General features: G+C 42.7%; 14 protein-coding genes. 8 read left to right on the forward strand and 6 right to left on the reverse strand.

The genetic code is table 11. The features are described from left to right. The first annotated feature begins 33 nt into the window (after window positions 1-33). On the forward strand, window positions 34-2,649 hold the full coding sequence (gene clpB, locus PQ469_RS15440; RefSeq protein ID WP_274213784.1) for an ATP-dependent chaperone ClpB: 2,616 nt from the start codon (window positions 34-36) through the stop codon (window positions 2,647-2,649). A 401-nt stretch (window positions 2,650-3,050) separates the two neighbouring features. Here the strand turns inward: clpB and PQ469_RS15445 are convergent, their stop codons facing one another. Both PQ469_RS15445 and PQ469_RS15450 read right to left on the reverse strand, forming a co-directional pair. Further along, window positions 3,051-3,233: a hypothetical protein gene (locus PQ469_RS15445; RefSeq protein WP_274213785.1), complete on the reverse strand. Its 183-nt coding sequence runs from the start codon at window positions 3,231-3,233 to the stop codon at window positions 3,051-3,053. A gap of 90 nt (window positions 3,234-3,323) precedes the next feature. Continuing rightward, window positions 3,324-3,719 carry a hypothetical protein gene (locus PQ469_RS15450; RefSeq protein WP_274213786.1) on the reverse strand — a complete coding sequence of 132 codons (396 nt, stop codon included), beginning with the start codon at window positions 3,717-3,719 and terminating at the stop codon, window positions 3,324-3,326. Between the two features lie 390 nt (window positions 3,720-4,109). On the opposite strand from PQ469_RS15450, the gene PQ469_RS15455 reads away from it, so the two are divergent. Continuing rightward, window positions 4,110-5,723 (forward strand): hypothetical protein, encoded by a 1,614-nt coding sequence (locus tag PQ469_RS15455; RefSeq protein ID WP_274213787.1) that lies wholly within the window; start codon window positions 4,110-4,112, stop codon window positions 5,721-5,723. A gap of 202 nt (window positions 5,724-5,925) precedes the next feature. Then, complete coding sequence (locus PQ469_RS15460) at window positions 5,926-6,270, forward strand: phosphoribosylpyrophosphate synthetase (protein ID WP_274213788.1); 345 nt, start codon at window positions 5,926-5,928, stop codon at window positions 6,268-6,270. A 173-nt stretch (window positions 6,271-6,443) separates the two neighbouring features. On the opposite strand, the gene PQ469_RS15465 is transcribed toward PQ469_RS15460, so the two are convergent. Continuing rightward, window positions 6,444-6,992 carry a HEAT-like fold family protein gene (locus PQ469_RS15465; protein ID WP_274213789.1) on the reverse strand — a complete coding sequence of 183 codons (549 nt, stop codon included), beginning with the start codon at window positions 6,990-6,992 and terminating at the stop codon, window positions 6,444-6,446. 171 nt (window positions 6,993-7,163) lie between these two features. On the opposite strand from PQ469_RS15465, the gene PQ469_RS15470 reads away from it, so the two are divergent. Then, a complete protein-coding gene (locus PQ469_RS15470; RefSeq protein WP_090649923.1) occupies window positions 7,164-7,379 on the forward strand; it encodes a hypothetical protein in 216 nt (71 codons plus the stop codon). A 76-nt stretch (window positions 7,380-7,455) separates the two neighbouring features. On the opposite strand, the gene PQ469_RS15475 is transcribed toward PQ469_RS15470, so the two are convergent. Next, window positions 7,456-8,004, reverse strand: a complete 549-nt coding sequence (locus PQ469_RS15475) for a DUF2892 domain-containing protein (RefSeq protein WP_274213791.1) — start codon at window positions 8,002-8,004, stop codon at window positions 7,456-7,458. Window positions 8,005-8,077: 73 nt separating this feature from the next. Between PQ469_RS15475 and ung the strand changes: the two genes are divergently transcribed. Next, window positions 8,078-8,755, forward strand: coding sequence for a uracil-DNA glycosylase (gene ung / locus PQ469_RS15480; protein WP_274213793.1), 678 nt, complete (start codon window positions 8,078-8,080; stop codon window positions 8,753-8,755). A gap of 189 nt (window positions 8,756-8,944) precedes the next feature. Here ung and PQ469_RS15485 read toward each other — a convergent pair whose 3' ends face one another. Then, on the reverse strand, window positions 8,945-9,415 hold the full coding sequence (locus PQ469_RS15485; protein ID WP_090649916.1) for an Lrp/AsnC family transcriptional regulator: 471 nt from the start codon (window positions 9,413-9,415) through the stop codon (window positions 8,945-8,947). Between the two features lie 128 nt (window positions 9,416-9,543). Between PQ469_RS15485 and PQ469_RS15490 the strand changes: the two genes are divergently transcribed. The 3 genes from PQ469_RS15490 (at window position 9,544) to smpB (ending at window position 12,729) form a co-directional block, all read left to right on the forward strand. Next, on the forward strand, window positions 9,544-10,197 hold the full coding sequence (locus PQ469_RS15490; protein WP_090649913.1) for a metal-dependent transcriptional regulator: 654 nt from the start codon (window positions 9,544-9,546) through the stop codon (window positions 10,195-10,197). Continuing rightward, a complete protein-coding gene (locus PQ469_RS15495; protein ID WP_274213794.1) occupies window positions 10,194-12,107 on the forward strand; it encodes an Nramp family divalent metal transporter in 1,914 nt (637 codons plus the stop codon). Before PQ469_RS15490 ends, PQ469_RS15495 begins: the two co-directional genes overlap by 4 nt. Before the next feature lie 169 nt (window positions 12,108-12,276). Next, complete coding sequence (gene smpB / locus PQ469_RS15500; protein WP_090649909.1) at window positions 12,277-12,729, forward strand: SsrA-binding protein SmpB; 453 nt, start codon at window positions 12,277-12,279, stop codon at window positions 12,727-12,729. Between the two features lie 115 nt (window positions 12,730-12,844). Here smpB and PQ469_RS15505 read toward each other — a convergent pair whose 3' ends face one another. Beyond that, window positions 12,845-13,504 carry a protein-L-isoaspartate(D-aspartate) O-methyltransferase gene (locus tag PQ469_RS15505; protein WP_274213796.1) on the reverse strand — a complete coding sequence of 220 codons (660 nt, stop codon included), beginning with the start codon at window positions 13,502-13,504 and terminating at the stop codon, window positions 12,845-12,847. Between the last annotated feature and the right edge of the window lie 116 nt (window positions 13,505-13,620).

Here is a 13,620-nt window from a genome sequence, read left to right on the forward strand (position 1 = left end):
TTTGACTAATACAACTCATAACACTAAATCACTATGAATTTTAACAACTTTACAATAAAAGCACAGGAGGCTGTACAAAAAGCCTCTGAAATTGCTACCGGTAATCAGCAGCAGGCAATTGAGCCGGCGCACCTGTTAAAAGGTTTACTGCTGGTTGATGAAAATGTTATTTCCTATTTACTAAAAAAGCTTAATGTTAACCTTAACCGCCTGAACGAGGTACTGGATACCCAGATAACATCGTTCCCGAAGGTTAGCGGCAGCAACGTTTACTTATCATCAGATAGTAACTCGGCCCTGCAAAAAGCGCAAGGATACTTAAAAGAATTTAAAGATGAGTTTGTATCGGTTGAGCATATCCTGTTGGGTTTGCTGGCAGCCGGTGGCAAAGTAAGCGGCGCGCTTAAAGATTTTGGTGTAAACGAAAAAGACCTTAAAAAAGCCATTATAGCTTTACGCGGCGACAGCAAGGTAACCGACCAAAATGCCGAAGCAACCTACAATGCCCTAAATAAATATGCCCGTAACTTGAACGAGTATGCCGAAAGCGGCAAGCTTGACCCTGTTATTGGCCGCGACGACGAGATTAGGCGTGTTATCCAAATCCTATCCCGCCGTACCAAAAACAACCCGATATTGGTTGGCGAGCCGGGTGTTGGTAAAACTGCCATTGCCGAAGGTATTGCTTTCAGGATAATCAAAGGCGATGTACCCGAAAGCCTGAAAACAAAAACAGTTTACTCGTTAGATATGGGCGCATTAATTGCAGGCGCCAAATATAAGGGTGAGTTTGAAGAACGCTTAAAAGCCGTTATAAAAGAAGTTACGCAAAGCGATGGCGAGATCATTTTATTTATAGATGAGATACATACGCTGGTTGGCGCAGGTGGTGGCGAAGGCGCTATGGATGCTGCCAATATTTTAAAACCGGCCCTGGCCCGTGGCGAACTGAGATCAATAGGTGCAACAACACTTAACGAGTACCAAAAATATTTAGAAAAAGATAAAGCGCTTGAACGCCGTTTTCAGAAGGTAATGGTTGAAGAACCGGATGCCGCAGATGCCATATCGATATTACGTGGTTTAAAAGAACGTTACGAAACTCATCATAAGGTGCGGATTAAAGACGAAGCCATTATTGCCGCGGTAGAAATGTCGCAGCGGTACATAGCCGATAGGTTTTTACCTGATAAAGCTATCGATTTGATGGATGAAGCCGCGTCAAAACTGCGCCTGGAAATGGATTCGGTACCCGAAGTGGTTGACGAGCTGGAACGCCGCATTATGCAGCTGGAAATTGAGCGAGAGGCTATTAAACGCGAACGTGACGACCGTAAGGTAACCGACCTGAGCGAGGAAATTGCCAACCTGTCGGCCGAGCGCGATTCGCTCCGCGCCAAATGGCAGGGAGAAAAAGATTTGGTCGACGGCATAAATACCAAGGTTGAACTGATTGAAAATTATAAACTGGAAGCCGAACAGGCCGAACGTGCCGGCGATTACGGTAAAGTAGCCGAATTACGCTACGGTACCATTGTACAGGCCCAGGCCGAGGTTGAAAAACTGAAAGCCGCCCTTTTGGAAAACCAAAGCGATAGCCGCATGCTTAAAGAGGAAGTTACCGCCGATGATATTGCCGGCGTGGTAGCCCGCTGGACAGGCATCCCGGTGAGTAAAATGATACAAAGCGAAAGAGAAAAACTGTTAAACCTGGAAGGCGAGCTGCACAAGCGTGTTGCCGGGCAGGAGGAAGCAATAGAGGCGATAAGTGATGCTATACGCCGCAGCCGCGCCGGTTTACAGGATAAGCGCAAACCAATAGGGTCATTCATATTTTTAGGCACAACAGGTGTGGGTAAAACCGAACTGGCCAAAGCCCTGGCCGAATACCTGTTTAATGACGAAGGCGCCCTGGTGCGCATAGATATGAGCGAATACCAGGAACGCCATGCTGTTTCAAGGCTTATAGGAGCGCCTCCGGGCTATGTAGGTTATGATGAAGGCGGCCAGTTAACCGAAGCCGTGCGCCGCAAACCATATAGCGTGGTACTATTAGATGAGATTGAAAAAGCGCACCCGGATGTATTTAACATTTTGCTGCAGGTATTGGACGATGGCCGCTTAACAGATAATAAAGGCCGGGTGGTAAACTTTAAAAATACCATCATCATCATGACCAGCAATATTGGCTCAAACATCATCCAGGAAAACTTCCAGGCTTTGGAAGATAGTAACCGCGATGAGCTGATAGCCAAAACCAAAAATGAGCTGTTTAACCTGTTAAGGGCAACCATCCGCCCCGAGTTTTTGAACAGGATAGATGAGATCATTATGTTTACACCGCTAAGCCGCAACGAGATACAGGACATTGTAAAACTACAGTTTGCCCAGGTACAACACACCCTGGCCGAAATGGGCATCACGATGGAAGCAAGCGAAGAAGCATTGGACTGGCTGGCCCAGTTAGGTTACGATCCGCAATTTGGTGCCCGTCCGTTAAAACGTGTCATCCAGAAAAAGATCCTGAACGAACTATCCAAACAGATCCTGGCCGGCAAAGTAGATAAAGACAGCACCATTAAGGTGGATATGTTTGACAACAACTTTGTATTTTTAAATACGCCTAAAGTTGGTGAAGTAGTTGATTGAGTGAGTGGTTGATTGAGTTGATCCAATCCATTATATTAAAAATAGCCCTCCGGTTTTCGGGTGGCTATTTTTTTAGTTGGTATTCGCTAACTGATACCGACTAAAAAATCTTGATACTTGATACTCACCACTTGATACTAATCCTGCCGTTGCTTGCGGCCCGGGCTTTTTGTTCATACGCCTACAGGCATTACGCTCGTTGGCCGGTATCCACGCCAATCTCTAACGCAATTTTGTCAGAATCAGAATTTACAGAATTCAAGAATTTTCAGAATTGCCTGCCTTGTTCGCCAATTTATCTGAATCAGAATTGCTAAACAGACTCATCAAATTTCAGGATTTTGATTAACTTGATGACTATTTTACTCACAACTCACAACTCACAACTCACAACTCACAACTCACAACTTCTCCTCATCCTCCTTTTTCTCGTCAACCATTTCAATCAGGGTTTTGTTATCATTAAAACGTTCTTCGTTTTTGGCAAGTACGGGGGCTGCACCGGCAATTGAAATACCGGTTACAGCCAATAATAAAAACAGGCCCAGGCAAACAAGCCTGAGTAGCTTTTTTAGCTTTTTCATGCATATAGCAATGTGCTCAACAAACGCCGAGGCATGTTAGGCGGGTAAGAAATTTTTACTTATTCCATTAAATGGATAAACGGGAAGGCACTAAGCGATAGCGGGATATTCCTGATCGACGGGATATAAAAACGGGATAAATTGAAAATTGCTAATGCTTTTATGCTTTAAAAAAAGATGCATTAAATGCACATATCTACCGGCAATGAGTTTATTATGAACAGAAATCCGGGCGGCCGGGTTGTCTTTTACAGCTAAATGAACCGCTGTTCTGCTACAAAAAGCCAGGGAAGCCCTTTTGTAGCTTATGCCCCGCCGACCTGCAACATCTCTAACAGCCGGAGTCTCGCTATTTACCTGCCCTGTTGTCGGTCGGTTATTGTTTATATAACCCGAAATTGCAAAAAAACTCAACAACAAAGTAAATGCCAGCAAACCATGCCTGGCCTTATTTTTTATGCTGATTGAGATTTCGTGGTTAAACATGGATAAATATAGTAAATGATAACTTAAATGCGTGTCGGGCCAACTAAAAACAGGCAGGTTGTAATATCTGGCGAAATTCAAGATAAACAACCTGGTGTTAAGTCAACAGTACTAAGTCGTAAGTCTAAAGTTGAATTTTTTCTTTTTTTGCTTAGAACTTAAGACTTTGGGCTAAAGACTATCCGTCAATTTATCGTTGACACGACACTCGTCCAACTTAATCAACCACTCACCCAATCAACCTAACCCAACTTAAGCAACCACTCACATAATTAACCACATTTAACAATAAGTTAATATATTAGCAATAGTTAATTACATAATAATCACCAAGTTTGACACACAGTTAATAAACATATACTTATACATTAATCACCTAAAAAACACACTATGCTAAAATTTACAAATCCGAGGCTGCTTTTTGCTGCCTTAGCTTTGGCCGGAGCATTGGCTTCAGGCTGTCAAAAAAACGCAAACCAGCTGGTTCAAAATGCTGCTGACAACCAAACAGCATCGGTAACAAAGCTTAAAATCCAGGCGGTATCACTTACCCAGGGCTTCGAAGTAGGAGCAACCAGTCCTAAAACGGCTTATGATGTATCGCCTACAGGCTCAAGCAGCGGCGACAACGTTACACTATCGGGCAACTCATGGAATTTGTATGATGCCTTAATTGGCAACTTATCGGGTGATTTAAAGGCGGGCTCATGGGCAGCACGCATCCGCAATACAGGTAAAATTACCATGTTGTTTGATGTTACCACAGGCATCAGCACGGTTACCATTAAAAGCGGCACTTACGGCAGTGATGGCGCCAGCACCTGGGGCTTATTTTACTCAGTAAACGGCGGCAGCAGCTATACACAGGCCGGATCAACCATTACCAGTACTTCAACCTTAACCTTATCAACTTTTACCATCACCGGTGTAACCGGCACGGCGCGTATAGAAATCCGCAAACTAAGCGGTGGTACAAACCGTATAGATATTGATGACATTACCATAAACGATAATGGAGGCACCGGTGGTGGCGGCACTGTACTTACAGGCAAAAAATTCCTGTTTGATGCAAGTCATTTGGAAAATGCAGGCAGCGCCGATTGGCAGATTGACGCCGATGGCACTGAAAGTGTACCAATTTACACCGGTGGTACCACTGTAGAAACAAAAGCCCAAAGTATCCCTACCCCATCTTATACAGGCATAACATCAAGTACTGCGGAAACCTATTGGAAAGGCGCTATTTCGTCATGGGCTGTTGAACTGGTGAAACGCGGCGAGTTGGTAGAATCATTGCCAAGCGGATCGACCATTACCTATGGTACAGCAAACGCGCAGGATTTGAGCAATTATGATGTATTTGTGGTTGTTGAGCCTAACCGTTTATTCACTGCTGCAGAAAAAACCGCTTTAATGAACTTTGTTGCCAACGGTGGCGGCTTATTTATGATAGCCGACCACACCGCGGCTACAACTGCCGGTACCGATGCCAATGGCTACAACCCGTCTGACAGGGATGGCGATGGTTACGATTCGCCTCGTGTCTGGAACGATTTGATGACCAACAACGGCATCAATAACAACAATCCTTTTGGTTTCAATATCAATTATGTTGATATCAGCGAAGGGCCTTCAACCAACGTTTATACAGGCACCAATACCAATGCGCAGATAGTATTAAACGGCGCGGCCGGTACGGCTTCAAAACTGGCTTTCTATAACGGTTCAACCGCTACCTTGTACCCTGCAAATAATTCAAGCGTACAGGGCTTATTCTGGCGCAACAGTGCTACTAATGGCGGTACTGCCAATGCAATGGCGCTTTTAGCAACGTACGGCAGCGGCAGGATTGTATTTATTGGTGATAGCTCACCTGCCGATGACGGCACAGGCGATACTAACGACAGCTTATTTAACGGCTGGTCGGGCGATGCGCCATCGGGGTATACTTCGCACCCTGCTTTGCATTTAAACGCTTCGCTGTGGCTGGCTAAGGCGCAGTAATTAGCCTCACCTAAACCTCTTCAAAAAGGGAGTACCTTAAATAAACAAAATGTCTTGTTACTTAAATGTAATGAGACATTTTGTTTTGTATAGTGCTCAAAGGACTCTTATTATTCATTAAATCAAAACAACATCAATAGTTCATTGGTTACACAAATACGCGCATTATCAAACGCTGTTACTTAAACAAAACATCACCACCATGAAAAATTACGAAAGCTTACTTGATGCCACCAATGATCTTTTCAAACGCGGATATACAGCTAACCTTAGCCTCGAAGGCGACACAATAGATGATAAATCCCAGGCGATTCACATGGGTGCCGACGATTTTATAATTGACGAGTTTTACCGTTTTGAAGGCGCCAGCAATCCCGATGATATGTCAATAGTATATGCGGTGTCATCACCAAAATATAACCTTAAAGGCGTATTAGTGAATGCCTATGGTACCTATGCCGATGATAGTTCATCTGCCATACACGCTAAACTACGCCACGGCCAGGTGAGCCATAATTTGCACGGAGAGGACAGGCCGCATGCGTAATTAGATATGCGGATGTGCAGATTTCAGATGTGCAGATTTCAAATGTGCAAATGAAGCCTTTTGATAATCATCTGCATATTTGTACATCCTAAAGCTCATCATCTGGAATCTGTGGCATACCTGCACATCCGCAGCTCAATCATCTGAAATTTGCACATCTGAAATCTGCACATCTACAAGCTCTTCAATATTTTTTTCCCGCCTGCCTGTATGGCTGCGCTGCCGTTACGCATTAAAAATTCCATTTGGGCGGTAAGTTCTTCTTTAACCCAGGGGAATAAATCCTTTAAATTGAATAAGGCGTAAGCTGCAAATATTTTTACAGCAACTTTTGTCCTGGGGTTTATCATCCAGTCAAACAGTTGCTCAACCACCGGTTCAAAGTTGATTTCCTGTAGCTTTAATTGTAGCGACTCCGGTGCCTTTGCGTCAGTTATGTGCATAATTATTTTGGCGTAATGCCGCATGCAGCCTGGGTGTTTTACTTCCTTAATGCGCGATATCATGTATTCCAGATCGGGCAGATAACTTTCCGGGTCGGTTAAAAAAACGTTTTCCAGGATCCACACGGCCCTGAAGGCGACAGATTTATCGGAGTGAAAGGTAATATCAATCAAATCATGCAATGCAAATTGCTGAGCCTTCAATATACGGCTTAGTTCAAGCACCTTGGGTTTGCCTATAATGCCGGTTATTCGCTCAATAAGTTCCGATTTGGTCATTTATATTTAAAGATAAAAAGTCTTTATAAATATATCACCCCCCTAAACTCAGCCATATAAAATTTCGCTGGCCAGTTACCATAACAATTTGTTAATGAAAGCTTAAAGCAAATACAATCTGAAACTTAATAATAATGGCTATAATTGTAATAAACATAATATACAAACATCATGACCAATTCAATTCTGGAGATCACCGAAAACGAATACCTGATAAAGCTAAACAGGAGCAATTTCAACCTGTCGTTCATCAGGAGTTTATTAAAGATGGTTGAAGTGGCCAACCCAAGCGACGAAAGCGAGTTTTCTTATAGCGACCGCATAATCCACCCTTATCAAAACCACTCCGCCACAGCCGACTATTTTAGCGCTATTGACGAAAAATAAAAGGGACCCAGTTTTGGGTCCCTTTTATTTTTTATCTTTTTTCCTTTGATTTTATTGCATCTATTTATAATCCGGATTAAAACTGGCGATATCCGCCTCTTACTACCTGTTTATCCATTTGGGCCAACTGGCCTTTCATCATTTTTATCTGTTCGGTAAGTAATTTATTCTTATCGTCTTTTGATGCTTCAGATAAATACATCTGCGCTTCGCGTTTGTTGCGTTTTGCCATCGAGATACCTGCCAGGCTCAATTTAGCCAATGCAATATTGTGCGACATTTTCATGCCCAGTTGCAATGATTTCTTAAAATACTTTTCAGATTTCATCGGCGCCTTGCGCGATTCGATCAAACCGATCAGCAAGTTATAATAACCATGCTGATTTTTATGCAATTGCTTTTCATAGTCGGTAATTTTCAATAACCAGGTCTCAGCTTTTTCAGAATTCTCTTTGCGCAAAAAATATTGCGCCAGGATCATGTTTTCATTAAAAAAGAAACTTAACAACACAATACCACCAAATAACAATACTAAAATCCCCCAGCCCCAAAAGCCAAAAGCACAAAGCGCAACGGCTGCGCCAAAGAATACACACGCTACTACTAACCGAACAATATTTGACATAATTTGCTTTACTATATATTAAGCGCAAATATCTGTTTATTTGTACGCTAAATCAACATCTATAAAAATATTTATGGCTAATTCATTAGACCCATCATGGCAGGCAGTTTTACAACCCGAATTTGACAAACCTTACATGGTAAAACTGAAACAATTTCTGCTAAAGGAAAAAGAATCGGGACAAATAGTTTACCCCAAAAACGCCGACATTTTTAACGCTTTTAATACCACTCATTTTGATGATGTTAAAGTGGTTATCCTGGGCCAGGATCCTTACCACGGCGCACACCAGGCACACGGGCTATCATTTTCGGTACAAAAAGGGATTGCTATCCCGCGGTCGTTATCCAATATTTACAAGGAATTAAAAACCGATATCCCGGGCTTTACCATCCCAACACACGGCAACCTGGAAGAATGGGCCAAGCAAGGCGTATTGCTATTGAACGCCACGTTAACCGTTAGGGCAAGCACACCAGGCTCGCACCAAAAACAGGGCTGGGAAGAATTTACCGACGAGGTTATCAAAACCATATCCGATAAAAAACAAGGTATCGTATTTATACTCTGGGGAGCCTTCGCCCAATCAAAGGCAGCACTTATTGATGACAAAAAGCACTTCATCATCAAAAGCGCCCACCCATCCCCCTTCTCGGCCGACAGGGGCTTTTTTGGCAGCAAGCCATTCTCAAAAACAAATGAGATATTGAGGAAAGAAGGTAAGAAAGAGATTGATTGGCAGGTTCATTAGAAAAGAGTCAAGAATCAAGAGCCAAGAATCAAGACAGCTGCAAAAAAAATATTGATGGATTGCTGGCGATAAACCACTAAGACAACGGGAAAAAAAAAGCGTAAAAGAAAAATCTTTTACGCTTTAAAAAATTCAGCATGCAAGATGAGCTTATCTTGATTCTTGACTCTCAATTCTTGATTCTATTCCCTAATATTCCAGCGGTACTATCGGCTCCTTTTTACTGGTCGACATGATCATCATGGTTTGGAAAGTTTTTACAACCGTAATGCGGCTTATTTTTTCCATGATTAATTGCTCGTATGATTTAATGTCGCGCACGTAGCACTTCAGTAAAAAATCGCACTGGCCGGTTACGTGATGGCACTCGGTTACTTCTTTGATGTTTTTTATCTCATCTAAAAAAGTTTGGATGGTGTTTTTTTGATGAAAATCCAACGAAATCTGGATAAAAGTTTTAATACCCAGGCCCAGTTTTTCTTCATCAACCAACGCATGATAACTTTTAATGTATTCGGCATTTTCCAGCTTACGCACACGCTCAAGCGTTGGTGCCGGCGAAAGGCCAATTTCGTTGGACAATTGAAGGTTGGTTATCCTTCCATTTTCCTGTAATATCTTTAGTATCTGTAAGTCTATTTTATCTAATTCAGCGCCCATAGTGTTGCAAATATAATATATTCCGCATTTCACGAAATTAAATTTTAATTAAAACGAGTAAAACAAAAATATATTTCTCTACTCTTCATATTTTAGATTAGTCTAAATTTTTTATTAGATTTGTATAAATGAACACGTTAGCCGAGGAAAACTATTTAAAATGCATTTACCACCTGGCAACAGGCGCCGGAATGGCCAGCACCAATCAAATTGCAGCATCATTAAATACCAAGGCTTCATCGGTAACAGATATGCTGAAAAAGCTGGCAGATAAAGCCCTGATTAACTATACCCGTTACCAGGGCGTAAGTCTTACGGCTGCAGGCGAGAGGATAGCCATTGGCATTATTCGTAAGCATAGGCTGTGGGAGTATTTTTTGGTTGAGAAGTTGAACTTTAAATGGGACCAGGTACATGATATGGCCGAAGAAATGGAACACATCTCTTCGGAAGAATTAATTGACCGGCTCGACGAATTTATGGGCCATCCAAAGCACGACCCGCATGGCGACCCGATACCAGATTGTAACGGCAAATTTAAATCGGCCGAGCTTAAGCCGGTTTCGGCATTAACAATTAACGATTGCGGGGTTATTTCGGGAGTACGTGATCATACATCGCCATTCTTACAATACCTGGAAAAGCAGCAGCTTACCATTGGCAAAAAAATAACCATTACCGATATCATCGAATATGATCATTCGGTGGCATTAAAGCTCGATACAGATAAAGAAGTACACATCAGCCGCGAGGTTGCCAATAATTTACTGATAGCCCTATGAGCAAAAACAATACAAATGATAATCATTCTTTAGGTAACGTACACAGTTCGGTTAACCCCGAGAGTTTAACCGGGTGGCGTAAAATTATGGCCTTTTTAGGCCCGGCCTACCTGGTTAGCGTGGGCTACATGGATCCCGGCAACTGGGCAACCGATATTGCCGGAGGCAGCGCCTTTGGTTATAAACTCATCTGGGTTTTGTTTGCTTCAAATCTCATTGCATTATTGCTACAATCGCTGGCCGCCCGGCTGGGCATAGTGCGTGGGCTGGACCTGGCACAGGCCTCTAAGAATGCCTACCCTCGTTTTGTAAATTTTTGCCTGTATATATTGGCCCAGGTTGCCATTATAGCCTGCGATTTGGCCGAGATCATCGGTATGGCTATCGGCTTAAAGCTCTTATTTCATTTACCACTCATCTGGGGTGTATCGCTTACTATAACTGATACTGTGCTGATGCTTTATTTGATGAACAAAGGCATGCGTAAGCTGGAAGGTTTTATTATATCAATGATCTTCATCATCGGCGTTTCGTTCCTGGTAGAGATGTTTATTGTTGGGCCGCAGGTACTGGATGTTGCAAAGGGGTTTATCCCCAGCAACCTGTTTAAAAATGATGCAGTGAGCCAACAGATGTTATACATCGCTATTGGCATTATAGGTGCTACGGTAATGCCGCATAACCTTTACCTGCACTCGTCGCTGGTACAAACCCGAAAAATTACCCGTACCGAAGAGGGCTTTAAATCGGCCATAAAATTCAACCTGTTTGATACCGTTATCGCGCTAAACCTTGCTTTTTTTGTAAACGCAGCCATATTGATCCTGGCGGCTACCGCTTTTTTTAAAAACGGTTATTTTCAAGTTGCCGAAATACAGGATGCCTACAAACTGCTGGAACACATATTTGGCCGTATAGCACCCGTATTGTTTGCTATCGCCCTTATTGCATCGGGGCAAAGTTCAACCATTACTGGTACCCTTGCCGGCCAAATCATTATGGAGGGCCATATTAACCTGCGTATTGAACCATGGCTTCGGCGATTGCTTACGCGGGTATTAGCTATAGTACCGGCAGTATTCACCATCATATACTTCGGAGAAGATGCTTTGGGCAGCCTGATTATTTTAAGCCAGGTGGTATTAAGCCTTCAGCTTGGTTTCGCGGTTATTCCGTTAATCCATTTTACATCCGATAAAAAGCGGATGGGAAATTTCGCCATCAGCCTTAAAGTAAAAATATTAGCCTGGGCAAGCGCAATACTTATAGTTGGCCTTAATGCCAAACTGGTTTATGACCAAATTGGCGATTGGCTGAAAGGCAACCCACAAGCTGATTTATACATTTATATTTTTGTTATACCAATAGTTATCGGGATAGCATTGTTACTGGTTTATGTATTTTTAAGACCGATGCTTTATAAACATACCGATAAACCTATCTACGTGCCGCATGGTATTGCAAATTCCATTAACGAGCTGGACGCTGTTATATATAAACACCTGGCCATCACCATCGATTTTTCGAAAAACGACAATGATTGTATGCGCCATGCCATTATGCAGGGTGGCAAACACGCTACCTATACCCTTATACACGTGGTAGAAACCGCCGGGGCCCGTTATTACGGCGGCCAGGTAATGGACAGCGAAACCCAAAGCGATTTTGACAACCTGGATAAATACGTGCAGGCCATGAAAAAATTAGGCTACAAGGCCGAAGGCGAAATTGGCTTTGGTAACCCCGCGGATGCAATTGCCGGGATAGTAAACAAAAACGGGATAGATTTTATTGTGATGGGTTCGCACGGGCACAAAGCTTTAAAAGACCTCATATTTGGAACGACCGTAAACTCGGTACGGCATAAGGTTAATGTGCCGGTATTGATTGTGAAGCCACAAAAGGCGTAGCCCCACCTAAATAGCAGAGCTTTCATGAGCGCCTATAAAAAATAAAATTGCGAATAATCATCTCCTTCAGGATAGGATTTAATAAAATACAGCAAAAGCTTTCGCTATTTAAGCAAGGTAGAGAGCGGGTTATTTTTTTGTAAGTTTGCAAGCTTTACATCTGAATACAATGGCCGAGGATAAAATATACATCAAAAACAAAAAAGCTTACTTTGAATACCACGTACTGGATAAATACACGGCCGGCATAAAATTGCTGGGTACCGAAATTAAATCCATCCGCGAAGGCAAGGCCAATATTAATGATGCATTTTGTACCTTCATTAACGGGCAGCTATATGTGCGTAATCTGCACATATCCGAATACTCGTATGGCTCATTCTACAACCACGAAGCAAAACGCGACCGTGTGCTGCTGCTCAACAAAAAAGAGCTTAAAAAACTGCTTACCCGCGGCGAAGAAAAAGGATTAACCATTATCCCTCTTGCGCTGTTCATCAGCGAACGCGGTTTTGCCAAACTGGAAATCGGTTTAGCTCAAGGTAAAAAGACATTTGATAAGCGGGATACCATGAAAGAGCGTGATACCAAAATTGAAATGGACAGGGCGATGAAAAGGTAACTTGATTTGGGATTTCGGATGTTCGATTTCGGATTTAGAGAATGTATTATTCTAAATTTAAATCAAATCTCAATTTAAAAATCCGAAATCGAACATCCCAATTCCGAAATCTTTATTACCAGGCCTTATCCCCTACCAGCGGTACAAACCTAAAAGTATCCAGCACAATTTTTTCATAATCGTGCTCAGCCACTTTCAGGATGGTTACCATTTTTTGGGTATCTTCATCGCCAACAGGGATTACCAAAATGCCGCCTATTTTTAATTGTTTAAGTAAAATTTCGGGGACGGTTGGCGCGCCGGCAGTTACAATAATTTTATCATATGGAGCGTGCTGGGATATACCAATAGAGCCATCGCCGCAAAAAAAATGCGCTTTATAACCCATCTTTTCGGGTAATACATATTTTGTTTTTTCGAAGAGTTTTTCCTGCCGTTCGATGGTGTAAACGGTAGCGCCCATCTCTAACAAAACACAGGTTTGATAACCCGATCCTGTTCCAATTTCCAGTACCTTATCGCCCTTACGGATGTGGAGCAGCTCTGTTTGATAGGCTACTGTGTACGGCTGCGAAATGGTTTGCCCCTCGCCTATCGGGAAGGCGATATCTTTGTAGGCCTGGTTCCAGAAAGTTTCAGCAAAAAAGTAGTGGCGGGGTACGGTGCCAATTGCTTTTAACACTTCCTGATCCTGGATGCCCTTTTTCTCCAACAAATCAACCAGCCGTTTACGGGCACCTTTTTCGCGATAATTATCGATGTACTTTTGAGCCATTACACAGTAAAGTTAGCAGGATTTTGGTGATTTTGGGAGGGGAATTGAACAGCAAATCGTAAACACTTATGTGTTAACCAGTAAATTTCCCGTTTGTCATCCTGAGGTACGAGGGA

The organism is Mucilaginibacter sp. KACC 22773, from assembly GCF_028736215.1.
Classification (GTDB): domain Bacteria; phylum Bacteroidota; class Bacteroidia; order Sphingobacteriales; family Sphingobacteriaceae; genus Mucilaginibacter.